This is a genomic window from Algoriphagus halophilus (assembly GCF_041729275.1).
In the GTDB taxonomy this organism is placed as follows: domain Bacteria; phylum Bacteroidota; class Bacteroidia; order Cytophagales; family Cyclobacteriaceae; genus Algoriphagus; species Algoriphagus halophilus_A.
The window spans coordinates 504,557-523,119 of the sequence record NZ_CP146486.1; the positions used below are offsets into that span (position 1 = coordinate 504,557).

General features: G+C 37.7%; 14 protein-coding genes and 3 pseudogenes. 8 read left to right on the plus strand and 9 right to left on the minus strand.

Annotated features, from left to right (window positions below; translation table 11 throughout):
- The first annotated feature begins 21 nt into the window (after nt 1-21).
- The 3 genes from V8V91_RS02720 (at nt 22) to V8V91_RS02730 (ending at nt 2,714) form a co-directional block, all read left to right on the plus strand.
- Nucleotides 22-588 carry a hypothetical protein gene (locus V8V91_RS02720; protein WP_373398647.1) on the plus strand — a complete coding sequence of 189 codons (567 nt, stop codon included), beginning with the start codon at nt 22-24 and terminating at the stop codon, nt 586-588.
- Nucleotides 589-828: 240 nt separating this feature from the next.
- Nucleotides 829-1,773 carry a mechanosensitive ion channel family protein gene (locus V8V91_RS02725; protein WP_373398648.1) on the plus strand — a complete coding sequence of 315 codons (945 nt, stop codon included), beginning with the start codon at nt 829-831 and terminating at the stop codon, nt 1,771-1,773.
- 2 nt (nt 1,774-1,775) lie between these two features.
- On the plus strand, nt 1,776-2,714 hold the full coding sequence (locus V8V91_RS02730) for a YihY/virulence factor BrkB family protein (protein WP_373398649.1): 939 nt from the start codon (nt 1,776-1,778) through the stop codon (nt 2,712-2,714).
- A gap of 261 nt (nt 2,715-2,975) precedes the next feature.
- On the opposite strand, the gene V8V91_RS02735 is transcribed toward V8V91_RS02730, so the two are convergent.
- Nucleotides 2,976-3,875: a beta-galactosidase domain 4-containing protein gene (locus tag V8V91_RS02735; protein WP_373400602.1), complete on the minus strand. Its 900-nt coding sequence runs from the start codon at nt 3,873-3,875 to the stop codon at nt 2,976-2,978.
- The gene (locus V8V91_RS02740; protein WP_373398650.1) at nt 3,851-5,452 is read right to left on the minus strand and encodes a glycoside hydrolase family 2 protein; all 1,602 of its coding nucleotides are present in this window, start codon (nt 5,450-5,452) and stop codon (nt 3,851-3,853) included. Before V8V91_RS02740 ends, V8V91_RS02735 begins: the two co-directional genes overlap by 25 nt.
- Before the next feature lie 261 nt (nt 5,453-5,713).
- On the opposite strand from V8V91_RS02740, the gene V8V91_RS02745 reads away from it, so the two are divergent.
- A complete protein-coding gene (locus V8V91_RS02745) occupies nt 5,714-7,444 on the plus strand; it encodes a phospho-sugar mutase (protein ID WP_373398651.1) in 1,731 nt (576 codons plus the stop codon).
- Between the two features lie 55 nt (nt 7,445-7,499).
- On the opposite strand, the pseudogene V8V91_RS02750 reads toward V8V91_RS02745, so the two are convergent.
- The 3 genes and pseudogenes from V8V91_RS02750 to V8V91_RS02760 all read right to left on the minus strand — a co-directional run bounded on the left by V8V91_RS02750 (nt 7,500) and on the right by V8V91_RS02760 (nt 10,588).
- Nucleotides 7,500-8,464, minus strand: a pseudogene (locus tag V8V91_RS02750) (L-histidine N(alpha)-methyltransferase).
- Nucleotides 8,465-8,479: 15 nt separating this feature from the next.
- Nucleotides 8,480-9,496, minus strand: a complete 1,017-nt coding sequence (locus V8V91_RS02755) for an ergothioneine biosynthesis protein EgtB (protein WP_373398652.1) — start codon at nt 9,494-9,496, stop codon at nt 8,480-8,482.
- 147 nt (nt 9,497-9,643) lie between these two features.
- The gene (locus tag V8V91_RS02760) at nt 9,644-10,588 is read right to left on the minus strand and encodes a succinylglutamate desuccinylase/aspartoacylase family protein (protein WP_373398653.1); all 945 of its coding nucleotides are present in this window, start codon (nt 10,586-10,588) and stop codon (nt 9,644-9,646) included.
- 77 nt (nt 10,589-10,665) lie between these two features.
- Here V8V91_RS02760 and murB point away from each other — a divergent pair, with 77 nt between their 5' ends.
- Nucleotides 10,666-11,679: a UDP-N-acetylmuramate dehydrogenase gene (gene murB, locus V8V91_RS02765; RefSeq protein WP_373398654.1), complete on the plus strand. Its 1,014-nt coding sequence runs from the start codon at nt 10,666-10,668 to the stop codon at nt 11,677-11,679.
- On the opposite strand, the gene V8V91_RS02770 is transcribed toward murB, so the two are convergent.
- Nucleotides 11,676-12,158 (minus strand): dCMP deaminase family protein, encoded by a 483-nt coding sequence (locus V8V91_RS02770; protein ID WP_074224299.1) that lies wholly within the window; start codon nt 12,156-12,158, stop codon nt 11,676-11,678. The genes murB and V8V91_RS02770 overlap by 4 nt on opposite strands.
- Before the next feature lie 143 nt (nt 12,159-12,301).
- On the opposite strand from V8V91_RS02770, the gene V8V91_RS02775 reads away from it, so the two are divergent.
- From V8V91_RS02775 to V8V91_RS02785, 3 genes are all read left to right on the plus strand, one after another.
- On the plus strand, nt 12,302-12,892 hold the full coding sequence (locus V8V91_RS02775; protein ID WP_373398655.1) for a DUF4136 domain-containing protein: 591 nt from the start codon (nt 12,302-12,304) through the stop codon (nt 12,890-12,892).
- A gap of 242 nt (nt 12,893-13,134) precedes the next feature.
- Nucleotides 13,135-13,491, plus strand: a complete 357-nt coding sequence (locus V8V91_RS02780; protein ID WP_074224301.1) for a response regulator — start codon at nt 13,135-13,137, stop codon at nt 13,489-13,491.
- Between the two features lie 309 nt (nt 13,492-13,800).
- Nucleotides 13,801-13,989 (plus strand): hypothetical protein, encoded by a 189-nt coding sequence (locus V8V91_RS02785; RefSeq protein ID WP_373398656.1) that lies wholly within the window; start codon nt 13,801-13,803, stop codon nt 13,987-13,989.
- Between the two features lie 289 nt (nt 13,990-14,278).
- On the opposite strand, the pseudogene V8V91_RS02790 reads toward V8V91_RS02785, so the two are convergent.
- From V8V91_RS02790 to V8V91_RS02800, 3 genes and pseudogenes are all read right to left on the minus strand, one after another.
- Nucleotides 14,279-15,367 (minus strand): annotated as a pseudogene (locus tag V8V91_RS02790) (glycerate kinase).
- Between the two features lie 3 nt (nt 15,368-15,370).
- Nucleotides 15,371-16,759: an alanine/glycine:cation symporter family protein gene (locus V8V91_RS02795; protein WP_373398657.1), complete on the minus strand. Its 1,389-nt coding sequence runs from the start codon at nt 16,757-16,759 to the stop codon at nt 15,371-15,373.
- Nucleotides 16,760-16,913: 154 nt separating this feature from the next.
- Nucleotides 16,914-18,508, minus strand: a pseudogene (locus V8V91_RS02800) (beta-N-acetylhexosaminidase).
- Nucleotides 18,509-18,563 lie beyond the last annotated feature (55 nt).

Genomic DNA, 18,563 nt, shown 5'->3' on the forward strand with positions numbered 1-18,563 from the left:
TATTTAATGAACTCCTGAAGGGTGGAATATTTTTTATTTCCTATCATCCTGGTAATTATCTTTTTAGAAAAAGCCATCAGTTTGCTAAGCCCCTTAGCTACCTCAATTACTGAACATTTTGGAGATAAATACTTTATTACGAATAGTCCTTACCTTCTAAGCATTATCATTCTGGTTTTTATTTGTTTGTTAGCCGGGTATATAGCCAGTAAAGGAGTGGGACTAAAAATGGTCAATTGGATAGAAAACAATATTTTGACACTTTTCCCAGGTTATCACCTGATGAAGAACACGCTTCAAGATACAGCAGGTTTAAGTGCGGAGACGAACTTCCCTGTAGTATTAGCTCCTATTGATGGATGGATGTTGGGATTCGAGGTAGATAAATTAGACAATGGTGACTTGGTGATTTTTGTGCCTGGTGCCCCAAATATTTGGGAAGGCAATGTGATTATCTTTGAAGAAAAGAGAATCAAAAGGACGAACCTCCATCAAAAAGATGTTCAAAAAATCATGAGACAATTAGGAGTCAATTCCCAAACTATCCTGAATCAATTGGAAAAAAACCAAAAGTTGCCAAGGAATTAATTCCCCAAATCGGGCAAAATCAAGATTTTTAATTCCGGTAAAACACCTCTTATTGTTCTATTTTTTTGTAGAGAGGAATCCGTACAAGTTCCTTTTCCTTCAAAAACCTGATTATCAGCCCCAAATCACACTATCTAGGATATTATTTAATTCCCCTATCCCCACATATCTCCCCTTATGCAATTCATACTAAACGTGGCATGATGATTTCATTTTAGAATGGGAATCAAAAAAAAGGACATGAGATTAGCAGAAATATTTGGATACGACACACAAAAAGTTTTTGAAAAAATAACCGAAAAGTTGCAAGGTTGGGGAGAAGCTGCAATCAGCAGCTTACCCAATTTGGCATTGGCCATCATCATCATGACCATTGCAATTTTCATGGCGAGAAAACTAAAGTTGTATTCAAATAAATACCTTACTAAAATTCATATTAACCCGACCATAAGTAGGTTTTTAAGCCAGATCATATTTATGGGAATGTTGGTTCTGGGAATCATGCTTTCCCTCTCTGCAATGGAATTAAGCAAAACAGTTTCATCCATATTAGCAGGATTAGGAATCATGGGTTTGGCCTTGGGTTTTGCTTTCCAAGATACAGCAGCCAATTTTATGTCAGGTGTTTTTATCACTTTCAACCAACCTTATAAAATTGGTGATGTCATTCAGACCAAAGACGGACATGAAGGTAAAGTGATTGACGTAAATCTGCGAGTGACTAAAATTCGAACCTATAATGGACCTATTGTACATGTTCCTAACCGAATGTTGTTCCAAGAATTTTTCATCAATTATACAGAGGAAGGCAAAAGAAGAGTACAGATAGAATGTGGGGTCAGCTATGGGGAAGATTTAGAAACAGTACAAAAAATTGCCTTAGCGGCGATGGAAGATTTACCCAGTAGATTGTCAACTGAAGAGCCCAGTATTTTTTGGACCGGATTTGGAGACAGCTCCATCAATTTCATTTTGAATATTTGGGTTAAATTCTCCACTGAAGAAATTAACTTCATCCCTGCAAGAAACGAAGCTATCATTGCTTTAAAGAAAGCTTTTGACCAAGAAGGTATTACCATTCCATTCCCAATCAGAACTTTGGACTTTGGAATCAAAGGAGGAGTCCCTATGAAGGAAGAATTAGGGGCACTAACCTTACAAAAGGCAAAAGAAAACGCTAATTAAGCATGGAAAAGAGTCCAAAAGAAGATTTGATAACCCCAAGTAGATTTCACATTCGTGATTTGCCCAAACTAATCGTCATGGCTTATCATCGATGGATGGCCTCCGACCCGGCAAGGCTAAGTGCCGTAGTTGCCTATTATGCAGTTTTGTCTTTGCCTGCATTATTGGTGATTGTAGTCAATTCTGTGGGAGCTATTTGGGGGCCTGATATTGTTGCGGGTAATCTGTCTGCTCAATTTCAAAATATATTAGGTCCAGATAACGCCAAAATCATTCAGGAAATGATTTTAAGTACCGAGTTAAGTGATAAAAATATCTTGGCTACTGTCGTTGGTGTAGGGACATTATTATTCGGAGCAACAGGCGTTTTTTATCACTTAAAAGTCTCACTAAACCAAATCTGGGAATTGAAACTTACAGATGAAATCACTTGGTATAAATTGGCCAAGGATCGTCTAGTCAGCTTTGGTTTTGTTTTGGTTTTGGGATTTCTTCTTTTGGTAAGTTTTATTCTCACAGCATTGATTTCCATTTTAAGTGATTTCTTATCTGGGAAATTACCTGAATTTGTGATTTACTTGGCGTTTACTTTAGATTGGGTACTTTCCATTTCTGTCATCACATTTTTATTTGCCTTGATATTCAAGTATTTACCTGATGCCAAAATCAGATGGAAAACAGTTTGGGTGGGAGCATTTTTAACTGCTATTTTATTTGTAGCAGGTAAATTTCTACTCGCCTTATATTTTGGTGCTACCAATCCAGGGTCCACATACGGAGCAGCAGGTTCTTTGATCTTAATCCTGCTTTGGGTCTCCTATTCTTGTTTAATTTTCTTCTTTGGAGCAGAGTTTACCAAGGTGTTTTCCATAAAATATGGGTATGGAATTATTCCCTATGAGCATTTTTCAAGAGTTAAAAAAAGAAGTAATTATCGATAAAGAGTCCCAATCAGCGAAAATTAAACCATAATATGAGTGGTTTTATAGTTTTATCATGTGATTCATTTTGAACAGGCCCCATTTCAGCCCCTAAATGAAATTTGGTACCCATAGCTGGAATATCATAAACAAAGCTAAGATCAGATTCTGTTTGGGTCGGCATTACTCCCAAAGTAGATTCAGGTGGATACTTAGGCTTGAACAAACTTAAAAATATCCCTGGTGTCTCGGTCTTTATCTCGATCTCTCCATCGTGTGTGATCAATTTGGCAGCATGGAAATTTGAGTAGTATCCTTTAAACTCAGGATATTGTAAATCTTCGAAACTATAGCCTGTCTGAGTATCGTTATATTTTTTTCCCAAAGCCCGAAACCAACTCCTTCCCTCCTGTTTTTCCATACTCGATATGGACCATCTGTGATCAAATCCGCCTTTTCAATCAAAGAGTCAGGGAAGTGAAAACCTACACCAAGCAATTCCTTACTTGGTGTAGGTATTTGTGAAATAGATGCTTCCATTTTCAATTGGGCATTTGGTAATACTGTCCAAGTAATGTCCCCCCATTGATTTTGAAAAGAGGAATGAATCTCGATTGAACCATCTTGTAATTTTTTCCAAGAGACTTTAGTAGGCTCAAGCCTCACTCCCTCTAGTTTGGGATTTTGGGATAAATAAAAAAATCTTCTCCCCACTTTTACCAACTCTAAATTGCCAGACTTCTTTCCGAAAAAGAAGAGTTTCCCATCTACCTCTACTTGGACATCAGTAGTGGATTCCCGGACTTTAATGGGATATATTTCAATTTCATTGGAATTAAAATACCTTCTGATTCCCTCTTTGGGTTCACGCAAAGGTTTTGCCCAAGTCGTAAGTGTCTCCCCATGGATACCAACAGCTGTTATTTTTAATATATCTCCTTCTTTCCATTGATCAGGCAATTGTAAATCAACTAGTGCCGATTGTCCAGGTCGAAGTGCTGGAAGAGAAATTGAATTACTGCTCAAAACAGAGGTTCCTTTCCAACCTTTTATTTTCAATACTTCTATCCGTAACTGACAGGTATTAAGATCAGAAAATAAGTATCGATTCGTAACGTTTACCTTTCCTCCAACAGGAATTCCCTCTTCTAAAAAGTCTAGTTGGATAGGAGAAAAACAGATTGAATAGTATAAAAACTTCCTTCTTTTTCTCTAAAAGGACCTAGTATTCCATTTGGAGCATGGTTTCCATCAGAATCTAAGCTATCCGATCGGTCTGTTTTTTTTACTGCTTCATCCGAAAATGCCCATAAAAAACCTCCTGCAAACAAAGGGTTTCCAGAGTACTTTGTCCAAAAATCACCCAGCCCTGCCCCGGCCCCACCGTCATACAAACCATGTAATAGTTCTGTAGGTATAAACACATCCACTCCCCGATCCAATCTTCCTTCCTTGGAAGTATAGGTAGGGTAATGAAAGGTATCGATGTAATTTCGCAAAAGCCAGGGGTAAATAACAGGTCTTTTTTGAATATCAACTTGATAAAAAGCGGGCTCATTATCAAAATTCCAACCTCCTTCATTTCCATGATTCCAAAAGATCACCGAAGGATGATTCGCATCCCTTATCACAGTTTCTTGAATTAACTTTGGTCCATTCATATCATCATAAGCATCCTGCCAGCCAGTCACCTCATCTAATACAAATAACCCTAATGAATCCGCTACTTCTAAGAATCTCTCATCCGGGGGATAATGAGACATTCTTACGGCATTCATATTCATTTCCTTCATCAAAAGAATATCCTCCAAATGGTTTGAGTCGCTCAGAGCCCTCCCAGTAGTGGGATAAAAAGAATGTCGATTCACTCCTTTAAGGATAACTTTTACCCCATTGATATATAATCCATCTTTCTCTTTCAATTCCACAGACCTAAATCCTATTGTTTCACTTTTCTCAAAGAGGACTCCTTCCCCATCCATCCATTTGAAAATGGCATGGTACAGGGTGGGAGATTCTGGATTCCAAGCTTTGATAGTTGAAAATTGATGAGAAAAACTTACCGAATCAGCGACAATAGATTGCTGGAATTTATCTACAGTTTGGCCAGTATTCGGATCAATCAGTTCAATATCCAACCAACTGGACTTTGGAACTTTGTTCAATAATACCAATCCACTAAAATTCCCATCATGCCTGGGGTCAACTGCAATTCTAGTAAAATGAAAACTAGGTAAAACCTCTAAAAATACTGGTCTGAATATTCCACCAAAAATCCAAAAATCCGCTTCTCGTTCTGCTTTATTAATTGACTCATTTTCAGACACTTTTCTTACAGTCACTTCAAGTAAATTAGTATCCCCGTAGGATAACAATTTGCTGATATCAAATTGAAATCTGTAAAACCCTCCTTGGTGAATGGGCCCAGCACTTTTACCATTCACCCAAACTTCTGTATCCGTCATAGAACCATCAAAGACCAAATTGACAGTTTGCCCCTTCCATTCCTTCTCAGCAAAGAATTCTAAACCATATTCTCCATATTCTTTTCCAAGTAATTTGTTTGTATCACGATGATCATGACCATAGTTAAGTGTTCCAAAACCATGCATTTCCCAAATGGATGGAACCGGTAGTTGAGTCCAAATCCCAGCATTTTTTCCGTCAGATATTTTAAAATCCCAGTGAACAGCATTGGCAGCATCTTTTCCGCTTAGGTATATTCTTTGATTAGGCTGGAAATCTTGGGCATTGCCCATGCTTATCATAAAAACAAAAAAGAAAAGCTGTGGTATACCTAGTCGAAAAGGGAATTCCATTAATTTAAGTAGGTGATAGATCTCCCTAAAAATAGTTTTATTCTACGCTTAAAAAAATCCCCTCCCAGGTCAAAAATCAATAAACATCTTATAGTAAGGTGGTTTAAAAAATATTCAATTAAAAAAGAGAAGGATTTGTGGCGATAAAATGGCTTTATTTCACATTTTCTATAAATTAGATTTCAAAGAAATTTTTAACATATGAGCGCACTAGATCCTGCCATACTCGAAAAAGCCCAAAGTTGGCTGAATGGAAACATCGATGAAAAAACTAAAACCCAGATCAAGAAGCTGATCAATGATAATCCAACGGAGTTGGTTGATTCATTTTATCAAGATCTTGAATTCGGAACGGGAGGATTGAGGGGTTTAATGGGAGTTGGAACCAACCGAATGAATATTTACACCATCGGAATGGCCACCCAAGGACTGGCTAACTATTTATTGAAGTGCTTTGAAGGCGAAGAAATCAAAGTAGCGATTACACATGACAGTAGAATCAATAATACCTTGTTTGCCACCACTACCGCAAATGTCTTAACCGCTAACGGAATTAAAGTATTATACTTCAAAGACATGAGACCTACGCCCATGCTTTCATTTGCTGTGAGGCATTATGGATGTAAAAGTGGGGTCATGATCACTGCATCCCATAACCCAAAGGAATACAATGGATATAAAGCTTATTGGGATGATGGAGCGCAAGTAGTTGCTCCCCATGATACCAACATCATTAAAGAAGTTCAGAAAATCACTTCTTTTGATCAGGTAAATTGGAATAAACAAGATGATTTATTCAGTTATATAGAGGAGGATTTTGATGCCATTTACTTGGAGAAGGTAAAAGGTCTCAGCTTATCCCCTGAGGAAATCAAACAACAAAAAAACTTACCAATTGTCTTCTCTCCTATTCATGGAGCTTCTGGCAAAATGGTTCCTGCTGCTATCAAGGCATTTGGCTTTGAAAATGTGCATATCGTCAAGGAGCAAGCCGAACCTGACGGAACCTTTCCAACAGTAGTGTACCCTAATCCTGAAGAAGCAGAAGCATTAACGCTGTCTGTTAAACTAGGAAAAGAAGTAGGTGCAGAGCTGATTTTGGCCTGTGATCCTGATGGAGATCGCTATGCAGCAGCTGTACCCAATGAATTTGGGGAATATGAACTTCTCAATGGAAATCAAACCGGATCATTGTTGACCTATTACTTATTGAGTAAGTGGAAAGAAGCAGGAAAACTCGATGGAAATCAGTTTATGGTCAATACCATTGTGACCACAGAATTGATTGACAAAATCTGCGCAGGATTTGGTGTGGAATGCTTTTCTGTTTTGACAGGCTTTAAAAATATTGCAGCAATCATCAGAGAGTTAGAAGGCATCAAGAAATTTATTGGAGGTGGAGAAGAGTCCTATGGCTATTTAGTGGGGGATTTTGTCAGAGACAAGGACGGAGTCAGTGCCTGTGCTATGGTGGCTGAAGTCGTTGCTTACTATAAATCAAAAGGAAAAACGGTATTTGATGTGCTCGCAGAAATCTATGAACAATTTGGTTTCTATAAGGAAAATCTGATTTCTGTGACCAAAAAAGGGAAAGATGGTGCAGAACAAATTCAGGCTTTAATGAATGGATTTAGACAAAAGCCACCAAAAGAAATGAATTCCCAGAAAGTGGAGCGTATAGTGGATGTGAAGGCCAGTACCGTTACTTATGTAGACTCAGGTAAGGTCATTCCTCTTGAATTGGACAAGTCCAATGTCATGCAGTTTTATCTAGCAGATGGTAGTAAAATTTCAGCAAGACCATCAGGAACAGAACCTAAGATAAAATATTATTTTTCAGTCAACACTGAATTATCAAACAGGTCTGCCTATCGAAGCACAGAAAAGGAATTGATCGAACGATTAGAAGGATTAAAGCAGTACTTCAGTTAAAATCTATTTTTACTCAAAAAAAAGGCATCCATATTAACCGGATGCCTTTTTTGATTTAGATTCTTTGCCACAGGATATTCGCAAAGTATTGTTCCTTATCCGTAAAACTTTGTACAGTTCGGAATCCTCCTTTTTCTGCCAAAACCTCAATCTCGGTTAGACTGTACTTCTTACTTATTTCAGTAAATATGGGTTCAAATGCCTCAAAATGAAAAGATTGATCCAGAGCTTTTAAATTAATCGTTTGTTCAACCATGGAAACCAAATAACTCCTACACTCTCCAGTTACAGGTTCATAGGTTGGCCAATGAGTGAAATTCTCTGTATTGATATCCCCTTGAAGCTCTCTATTAACCCGATCCAAAAGATTCAAATTAAAAGCTTTCGTCACCCCTTTGGAATCATGATAGGCATCCAAAATGGTTTGAGGATTCTTTTTAAATCCAATCCTAACAAAACGAAATCTTGGTGATTGGCTCCAATTCGTAAATGATTTAATACATCATATGCTTCCTCTAAACTAAAATTTCCGAGATTAGAACCTAAAAATAAGATCAAATTAGGCTTCCCATTGTCCCAATCCCGCTTAATCAAAGAACCCCTATAAGTATCTTTAATAGTGGAAACGGTTAATCCAGGAAATTCAGTTTTCAGGGTTACTTTCAACTCCTCTAAGACAGTGGCCGAAAAATCAATTGGAAAATACTCGAAATCAGCTTTTTCTTTGATTAAATATTGAAGGAAGATTTTTGTTTTAAGCCCATCTCCGGCCCCTAATTCTACCAGGTTAAAGGATTGACCTAAGTTCAAAACTGGCTTCAGGATTTCTTCATGCTGATTTTCAAAAATCTCAAATTCTTTTCTTGTAAGATAATATTCAGGAAGCTCCATAATCTCCTGAAACAACTTATCTCCTTTCTCATCATAAAAATATTTGGAGGGAAGGGTTTTTGGATGGGAACTCAAACCCAACATGACATCTTGGGCAAAGGACCCGAAATCTAAATTTTTTGAACTCATATTATATTGATTCGGCTAGTCTGATCCCCATAAATTGCCAACGGAAATGCGGATGAAAAAGTTTCTATAAGAGGGTCTTGAATGATTCTCAGGAGTCGCAATAGAGGCTCCTCTAAGCACCATTTGATTAACCATAAATTTACCATTGTATTCTCCTAAAGCTCCCGGAGCAATTTTAAATCCAGGATAGGGCAAATAGGCCGAATTGGTCCATTCCCATCTAGAACCCCAATGAAAATCCTGTTGTGCTACTTCCCATTCAAATTCAGTAGGCAACCTTTTCCCTTTCCAATTTGCAAATGCAGCAGCCTCATAGAAACTCACATGGGCCACAGGAGCCTTTAATTCAATTGACTGTTTACCATTCAGGGTATAGTAATTCCAAGTATCCTTTGAATACTCCCAATACAATGGCTTTTTTATTTTTTGTTGTTGCACCCAAGCCCAACCTTCATCGTGCCAGTAAATAGGATTTTCATACCCACCCACATGGATAAACTCCAAGTATTCTTCATTGCTGACCAGATTCCCCGAAATTCTAAATGCATTTAGGTATACTTTATGTGCATTCAATTCATTATCAAAACAGAACCCATTCCCCTTATAGCCCACTTCATATATTCCTTCTTCTTTTTCTACCCATGGACTGGAATTTGGAATGACATATTCACCAATGTCCATCAATGAGATATCCAGGGGGTTAAACCAAAGGCTGAACTTTAAATCTGTAACCAAAAGCTCTTGATGTTGTTGCTCGTGGTTGAGCCCCAGAGCCACTAAGGAAAGCACTTCCTCATTTCCCTGTGCAATTAATTCCAGCATCGCTTGATCTACATATTCTCTGTATTCAAACACTTCAGAAACAGCGGGCCTGGTCATCAATCCTCTTTGATTTCTCGCGGTTCTCTCACCCAAAGAATTATAATACGAATTGAATAAAAAATTAAATTGAGGATGCTTCACATGATATGTTTCCGCAAAAGGTATCAAAATAAATTGTTCAAAAACCAGGTAGTATGTGCTAAATGCCACTTTGGTGGACTTACTTCTTCTGAAGCCTGAAGGCTAAAGTCTTCAGTAATCAAATCCCTACAAAGGAATAATGAATGATTTCTAATGTGTTTGAATTGATCATCAACACGCATAAAAGTAATGGGGTTAACAGTTTAAAGTTTCAAATTATTCTTTTCCTACATGAATTAAGGCATCCCCTACATTGATTACTGGCATATTGTTTATTCCAATGACAAAGCCGTTTGAAGGTGCTTTGACAGGAATTTTAACTTGCCCATATGGGTCAGATATTTTGGCCAGTACCTGTCCTTTCTTCACTGCCTCTCCTAACTGGATATTCGAATTAAAAATTCCCGAGGCCTTGGCCCTAATCCAATCACTTCCGTTTAGGAAAATGGTATGAGAAGGTTCTGATAAGTTATCAATCATTCCCAAACTAGCAAGAAGTCTCTTAGTTCCTTGTACCCCTTCATCAATGGCAAACTCATCCAAACGCATGGACTCACCTCCCTCATACACTAAAATACGTTTATTGGATTTATATGCTGATTTTCGAAAGGATTTTTCAATATATTTTGAGTTGACCACAAAGCGGGAACCAAAGGATTTCGCTAAATCCAAAGCTTCTTGATCGCTATAATCTACCCTGATTTGGGGGTAATTGGTCAACATTCTACCTCCAGTATGAAAATCCACTCCATAATCAATTAATGGAATGATTTCATTGCTTAAAATATATGCGATCTGGGAAGCCAACGATCCTTTCTTACTTCCTGGAAAACTCCGGTTTAAATCCCTACCATCGGGAAAAGTTCGACTGTTTGATAAGAATCCGTAAATATTCACCAACGGTATAATAATCAAGGTTCCCTTTCTCAAATCTAAATTTTCATCTACTTCCTCGAGTATCTTTTTGGCTGTGGCTATCCCATTGATTTCGTCTCCATGAATCCCTCCTGATATTAACACCACGGGTCCAGGTTTCTTGGCCGATCGAATGAAAATCGGTAAATCAATCAGCGTATGAGTGGGAAGCTTTGCGATTGGCAACTCCAAATTTAAGTTTTGCCCAGGCCTAATTCTGACCCCGTTTAGTATTAATTCTTTCATGAAATATGTGAAAGGAATGAAAATTTCATTTCTTATCTGGCTAAATCTTGTTTATTTCGCAATACAAGATTTCCTTCATGAATATACAAGAAAACATTTCCCTTAAGCCCTTTAATACGTTTGGCTTAGATAAAAAAGCCAGATTTTTTACCAGTGTCAATTCAAGAGAACAATTAATCGAGTCTTTAATATGGTCCAGAAACAGGGGACTTGAGGTTTTTATTTTAGGAGGGGGAAGCAATATTCTTTTAACACAGGATATCAACTCCTTGGTTATCAAAATCGAGATCGCTGGTATTGAGGTTGTGGACGAAAATGACGATCATGTGTGGGTCAAAGTCGGTGCCGGAGAAAACTGGGATTCATTTGTAACCCATGCTATTGCCCAAGGATGGGCTGGCATAGAGAACCTATCTCTTATTCCAGGTACAGTTGGAGCCTCACCCATGCAAAACATTGGCGCTTATGGCGTAGAAATTAAAGATGTTTTTCATAGTCTTAGGGCTTTAAACCGAGCTAACCTGGAACAAAAAGAGTTTACCAAAGAGGAATGTAAATTCGGGTACAGAGAAAGTGTTTTTAAGAATGAATTACTAGGTCAATACATCATCACTTCTGTCACCTTTCAATTGAATAAAAAGCCTGAATTCAATATTGAGTATGGCACAATTCAAGAAACACTCCAAGAAAGCGGAAATGAAGAATTGTCCATTCAAGCAATCAGTGATGCGGTGATAAAAATACGGCAGTCCAAGCTTCCAGATCCAAAAGAAATTGGGAATGCAGGTTCCTTCTTCAAAAACCCAACGATTTCAATAGAAGATTGGGAGGCACTGAAAGAATCATTTCCCAATATCCCTGGGTACGATGTGCCAGAGGGAAAAAAGGTCCCTGCTGCCTGGTTAATTGAACAAAGTGGTTGGAAAGGCAAGCGCTTTGGTGAAACAGGAGTACATGCCAAGCAACCTTTAGTTTTGGTAAACTATGGAAATAGTAAAGGGAATGATATCAAGGAGTTGGCAGAAAATATTCAGGCTTCAGTGTTCGAAAAATTCGGAATCCCGCTTAAAGCTGAAGTAAACTTTATTTAAATTAGATCATCCTGAACCAACAATTCCTCAGGATATTTCTCTACTTGAACCCCAAATTTCCTCAAGAAATCAACTCCTTCATCAGAACCAATGCCTTTGTATTCTGCATAGGAATAGAGAAAAACTACTTTCGAAATTCCCATAGAAAAAATAATTCTTGCGCAGGCTAAGCATGGAGAAAGTGTTACGTATAAAGTAGAACCTTCTACGGAAGTATTGTTTTTCACTGCATAAAGAATTGCATTTTGCTCTGCATGAAGCGCCAATGAGCAGCTTCCTTTGCTATCTCTGGCACATCCATGATCTGGAAATTCTACATCACAATTATGGGTACCCGCCGGTGGACCATTATATCCTATTGAAATAATTCTTGTCTCCTTTGTCAAAACGGCACCCACATGCTTTTTAATACAATGGGACCTTTTGGCTAAGTTCACAGCCAACTCCATAAAAATATCGTCAAATTCCGGTTTTTGCATGGTTGAAAATTTTGTCAAAAATAACAATGATTCCTAGGCAAGAACAAGTTTGTGGAATAATCCTTTCATTATATTCGTTTATATACTGCTCGCTAACTTTGCTTTGAGCATTACGTATCAAGTAAGACAAAATATTACCCAACATGCTTTCGATTAAACCCATTTACTTAATAGGACTCCTGGCATTCATCCTATCATCCTGTAGTTCCATAGATATTTTCAAAGAAAACACAGAAATGCCAGTCAGAAGGCCTTACTCCTCCTTTGTGATTATCAATCAGGAAGTAGGAATGAAAGAATTTAAATCTGAATTTATTGACCATCAAGTTCAGATTCATTTACAAGAAGCCTTAGAAGCTCAAGGTTTTGTCTATGATAGAGAGAAACCAGACTTAGTAATCCGATATACTTCTAATGAGGATCCCAGAAAAAGGACCACCAGTAACTACTCCACACCCTACCCTTATTGGGGGTACAGAGTTTGGGATCCTTGGGCAGCTTCTAGGTATATGAATCCTAATTATGGTACAAAAACTACAAGCTATGAGCTTTTGCAGGTGATTGTTGATTTTATAGATCCTACAGAAGATAAATTTTTAATGACATTGACAGGAGTTACTGAAGTATCTAGTCCAAAAGGAAAGGATAAAAAAGTTCTAAAAACTGTGGATAAAATAATTGAAAGCTTTTTAGCGGATCTACCACAAACCCCAAATTCAGAAGAGAACTCCTAATATCACCAAGGCACAGCTATTGCATACCAATATGTAAAAAGTAACACATCCAACCACTTTTTAAGAAGATTCATACTGGTAAAATCTATCCATAGATACTTTGGGTTGTCAGAAAATTCGTGGTTGGAAAAATAAAAGATATTTTGGATAAAGATAATTTGGCAAAATATTTGTCTTTTTCCAGCATCATGTTACTTTTGTAACATATTAATTGTTGTTCAGTTGCACATTTTTGCATTTTGATGTTAACCATAGTTCTCATAGATGATGATCCTATCAGTACATTTGTTACTGAAAAATTGATATCTAAGAATGTAAATGAGCCTTGTCAATTTTATAAATATCAAAGCGCAAAAGCTGCTTTAAATGAAATTTATAATATCAAGCCCAATTACCTTTTCTTGGATTTGAACATGCCAGAGATGACTGGATGGGATTTCTTAGACACATTTGACACTGCTCAAAATGAGGCACAAGTATACATCTTGAGTAGTTCTGTGGATGAAAGGGACATCAATAAAGCTAGTAAATATCAAATCGTAAAAGATTATTTATCTAAACCCCTGATAAAAAAATACATTAAAAGTATATTTAATTAACCTCCTTTTTCGGGAGGTTTTTTTAAATGCTTGAAAGCAGTTTCATTTTTTTTTAACTTCTCTAAGCATTAAAAATGAGTGGCCTAACTACTTTGAACTAATTATTATTTATTAGTACTCAGGACGTTAAAAATTTACCTAACCTTTTTTCCAAATATGAAGAGATTGTGAAAGCCAAACTTAAAATTTTCAATTGAAAATTGGATTGGAATATCTTGAAAAAAAATAGTTGGGAACGCATTGTCTAAAATGAAATTTTATTTTAATTCGCAGCATTAATTCATTCACACAACCATTTAATTAACTGATATGGAGGACATTGATGACGATTTCGACGATTTCGATGATTTTGATGACACAGATGAATTCGGAGCAGATTTCGAAGACGAATACGATCTAGACGAAGAAAACGAATTCCTTGATGACAACATTGTTGATTTCGATGATGAGGAGGATTTTGAAGATGACTTCGACGATTTAGAAGACGACCTAGATTAAAGATTAGTTGCTTTATACTAGTTCAGCTTTGGTAATTTCAATGTTTGAAATTATCTTCGGGCATTGTTAAGTTCAATGAAAAAGAAATTATGATACTACTTGATGTTTTCAGTTCACCAATTGCATTTGGAGCACAGACTTTCCTATTGATAGTTTGCGTATTAATCGGTCTAGGGGCAGGAATATCTGCAATTGACGTGAAAGGTACTTTTTCAAAAAAGAAGTAATCTAAACATAGCATATATTTATAAAGGAGGTTTTTGACCTCCTTTTTTTATGTCATCACCATTTATTTCAATGCTATTGTCCCTGAAACTTCCTCTAAATGTTTTTTAGCTGATTCTCTAAAATCACTTTTTTGAAAATCTAAATCTGGAAGTTGATAAACCCTGGTAAATCCTGCATTCTTTGCTTCCTGGCCAGATGTAATTAGGAAAATAGGTTTGTTATATTTTTGAGCCAATTGCATTAATTCAAAACAGGCCTTTCCGGATTTTGACTGTTCGTCATATCTTCCCTCACCCGTGATCACGCAATCAGCTTTTTCCAGCTTGTTTTCTAAACCAATTTGATGAAAGAAATAGGTGGCTCCAGTTTCAATCTTGGTTTCAAAAATCCAGAAAGTCCAGCTGCAATTCCACCTGCTGCACCAAAGCCAGGTTTGTCCTGAAAAGAAAGATTTGATTTGCGGTACATCATTTCCAACAATACGGCACATTGATTTTCATAGTGGGATATATCTTCGCTTTTAAGGCCTTTTTGAGGTCCAAATACGGGAATTGCTCCATCAGGCCCCCCAAATGTATTCTTTACATCACAAAGACAAGTAAAAGCCACCTTTGGGATTTTGAGGCTCTTTTGAAGGTGCTTAACCTTAAATAAAAAGTCTTTAGAAAATGGAATAAGGCTCCTTCCATTGGCATCCAAAAACTGAATACCCAAAGCTTGCAATATCCCAATTCCCAAATCAATGGTTGCACTCCCCTAATCCTAAAATGATCTCTTTGGCCCCATTGGAAATTGCATGTTGAATAACTTGCCCCGTACCATAGGTTGAACTCACTTTTATATCCAATTCATGTGCTGGAAGTTGTCCTAAACCAGAATAGGTAGAAACATCTATATAAGCTTTGACTCCCTCTTGGTAATAGGTTCCAATTACCGGCTTTCCTACTGCATTAAGACAAAAACAGGAAACTGGCCTCAAGCCTAGAGAATAACCCAATAACTGACAAGTACCATCTCCCCCATCTCCAATAGGGACCATCTGAACTGAAGCATTTGGATGATGAGAACGAATAGAAGATGCAATTATTTCTCCTGCTTCAATCGCAGAAAGGGTTCCTTTGAAAGCGTTTGGAGCAATGAGAATATTCACCTTTTATACATTTTTCATCCTCTTAAAATAATCCTTGGATGCCTCTTTTACTTTTGGAGCCAAATAAATGGTTGAAATCATAGTTGGTATCGCCATGATCGCATACATACCATCAACCAGACTAATCACCACATCTAAAGACGCCACCGCACCCATGACAATGGTTGCTAAATAAAAATAATTGTAATAATCAGCCTTGTCAGCTCCAAATAAATAATTGAAACATTTATGCCCGTAATAGGAATAAGTAAACATGGTCGATAAGGCAAAAATCAACACTGCAACCATGAGCAAATATTTTCCTATCCCAGGTAACGCCATTTCGAATGCATTTAAGGTCAACCTTACACCATCATGCTCTGTTGTTTCCCATACCCCTGTCAGCATGATCACCAATGCTGTTAAAGTACAAACCACTATCGTATCAATAAATGGCCCCAACATAGCAATCAAACCCTCTCGAATCGGCTCGTTATTTTTAGAGGCCCCATGAACCATGGGAGCTGTCCCAATTCCTGCTTCATTGGAAAAAGCTGCTCTTCTAGCACCAGTGATAATTACTGAACCCACTGCTCCACCTGCAATTGCATTTCCGGTAAAAGCATCTTCAATGATTTTCCAAAGCATGGAAGGGACTTCATCTATATAGTTGAATACTATCAACAAAACTGTCACAAAATATAAGGCAACCATAAAGGGAACCATACGAGAAGCTACAGCGGCAATTCTTTTGATACCTCCTAAAATTACTATCGCTACCAAAAGCATCATGGTAACTCCTAATATCCAACGTGTACTTTGCCCAAGATCTATCCCTCCTACTATAAATCTAGAAGTTTCTCCACCATCCAAACCAGCAGGCATAAATATCACAGCTCTTAATACTGCAGTCAGTTGATTAGCCTGGAAAATTGCTAATAACCCCAACACACCAGCGGTACAGAAAATAATAGAAAGGAATTTCCACTTCTTTCCCATTCCCTCTTCAATCACATACATAGGGCCACCCTGGACTTCCCCAGACGAATCTTTTCCTCGAAACATAATGGCTAAGCTACAGGTGTAATATTTGGTGGCCATGCCTACAAATGCAGAAACCCACATCCAAAAGATCGCTCCCGGACCACCCATATTGATCGCAATGGCAACGCCACTGATATTCCCTAACCCCACCGTGGCTGCAATAGCAGAAGACAAAGCCTGAAAAGAAGTAATCTGTCCCGGAGCTAATTCATTGTCATACTTCCCACTGAGTAAGCGAATTGCATGTCCGATCTTTCTAAAAGGAATAAACCCAGAATGAAAAAATAGGATCACTCCTCCTCCTAGCAACATGATTAACATTGGAGTGCCCCAAATCCAATTGCTGAAGGATATAATAAGATCGCCCATAGCGTATATTTTTTGTGGTTTAGTAGGTTTCGAACATCAATTTAATCCCGATAATAGCCCCATTTTGAGCAATATCAAAGGTATTTGATAAAGAATGGTAATAAAAAACCCGAGTGTATTTAAACAACACCCGGGTTTTGAGAATCAAGAAATCTTACCAATTGACTTTTGGTGATTTGTAAAATTCAATGCCATTGATATCCCATCTTTTTCCCATCACAGCAATCCGGCGTTGGAAATCCGACCAATCTCTTTTTGGAGTTGGAGTCCATGCTACCTCGGCTATGGCAGCCAATCTTGGGAATACCATGTACTCAATATCTGCTCTACTCATAATTGTTTCAGTCCACAAAGGCGCTTCCACCCCCAAAACATCTGATTTATTAATTCCATCCGCATAAGTCGCAGGGTCCCACATATAGGCAGAATCCAACTCTATATAGGCAGCCCAATGTAATCCCAATCTACTGGTAGAGTCATATTGCATATCTAAATAGGCTTTTTGGCAGGAGACATCAGCACTTGGTTTCCTTGATCCTTGGCCAATTTTGCATTTTCTGCTAATGCCCAAAATTGAGCGATATTCCCTTCCTTCAATTGGGTGGTGGCGATTTCATCCCATCCAATGCTAGTCTTCCCATATTTCGCGGTAATCTCCTGCACTTTTTCAACGAAATAGATATAATCATCTTTTTCCGTAACATGAGACTCATCTCCTCCTATATGGAAGTATGGACCAGGAGTAATCTCAGAGATTTCTCTAATTACATCCTCAATAAATTGATAGGTGATTTCTTTATTGGTGGCCAATGTACTAAAGCCTACTTCTATCCCTGTATATAATTCCGCTGGTTGAGGGTTTTTATCCAAAATATCAAAATCGATTTTTCCTTCACTCATGGTACTAAAATCCCCATCTGGCAAATTCACACCTGGGTTTAATTCACCATAAGAAGCTAAAGCGGCATTGGTATGCCCAGGCATGTCTATTTCAGGAACGACTGTAATATAGTTTTGAGCTGCATAGGCAACTATTTCTTTGTAATCCTCTTGGGTATAGAATCCACCTTCTCCTCCTCCGACTTCGGTTTTTCCTCCTATAGCAGTTAAGTTTGGCCAGGATTTAATTTCAATTCTCCATCCCTGATCATCAGTTAAATGCAAGTGCAGGTAATTTAATTTTAAAGTAGCCATCTGGTCGATGTAATGCTTCACATCTTCTACTCCAAAAAAGTGCCTAGCAACATCCAGCATAGAACCTCTATAGGCATAGTCCGGCTCATCCTCAATTTTTCCTGTTGGAATTCTCCATGACTCTTCGACAACGGAAGAGTTCTCAATGGAAACAGGGAATAACTGAACCAAGGTTTGAATTCCATAGAAAATACCAGCTTCTGAGCTCGCGGAAATTTTTACAGAGGAATCCCCAATCTCAATGGTATACTTTTCTGAATCATCATTTCCATTAAGAATCAATTGAATATCTCCACCTTCTGTTCCCACTGGAATTTCATATCCGGTTGCAGGTTTTAATTTAGAAGACAGGAATGATCCCAAATAGGAAAGTTTAGATGAATTTCCTACCAGCTGAATAGAGGAAGAAGAGGTTAATTCAAATGCTCCCGAAGAAGTTTGAATGGTGGTAGGTAATGGAATAATGGCAGACTCGTCTAAACTGTGAATAGGCTCTTGACAACTGAAAACAACAGCTGACATGAGTGATAACAAGCCGAAGATAGATTTTTTCATGGGTTATTAATTTGCTTAAACTTACTCTAAATTTTTAAATATCTTAAAGCCACAA

What these genes read in the sequence shown, in the direction of transcription:
- V8V91_RS02740 (WP_373398650.1), bottom strand. Translation starts at nt 5,452, where the DNA reads ATGGGCAATGCCCAAGATTTCCAGCCTAATCAAAGAATATACCTAAGC.
- V8V91_RS02795 (WP_373398657.1), bottom strand. Translation starts at nt 16,759, where the DNA reads ATGGGCGATCTTATTATATCCTTCAGCAATTGGATTTGGGGCACTCCA.
- V8V91_RS02760 (WP_373398653.1), bottom strand. Translation starts at nt 10,588, where the DNA reads ATGAAAGAATTAATACTAAACGGGGTCAGAATTAGGCCTGGGCAAAAC.
- V8V91_RS02770 (WP_074224299.1), bottom strand. Translation starts at nt 12,158, where the DNA reads ATGCAAAAACCGGAATTTGACGATATTTTTATGGAGTTGGCTGTGAAC.
- V8V91_RS02725 (WP_373398648.1), top strand. Translation starts at nt 829, where the DNA reads ATGAGATTAGCAGAAATATTTGGATACGACACACAAAAAGTTTTTGAA.
- V8V91_RS02730 (WP_373398649.1), top strand. Translation starts at nt 1,776, where the DNA reads ATGGAAAAGAGTCCAAAAGAAGATTTGATAACCCCAAGTAGATTTCAC.
- V8V91_RS02785 (WP_373398656.1), top strand. Translation starts at nt 13,801, where the DNA reads ATGGAGGACATTGATGACGATTTCGACGATTTCGATGATTTTGATGAC.
- murB (WP_373398654.1), top strand. Translation starts at nt 10,666, where the DNA reads ATGAATATACAAGAAAACATTTCCCTTAAGCCCTTTAATACGTTTGGC.
- V8V91_RS02775 (WP_373398655.1), top strand. Translation starts at nt 12,302, where the DNA reads ATGCTTTCGATTAAACCCATTTACTTAATAGGACTCCTGGCATTCATC.
- V8V91_RS02745 (WP_373398651.1), top strand. Translation starts at nt 5,714, where the DNA reads ATGAGCGCACTAGATCCTGCCATACTCGAAAAAGCCCAAAGTTGGCTG.
- V8V91_RS02780 (WP_074224301.1), top strand. Translation starts at nt 13,135, where the DNA reads ATGTTAACCATAGTTCTCATAGATGATGATCCTATCAGTACATTTGTT.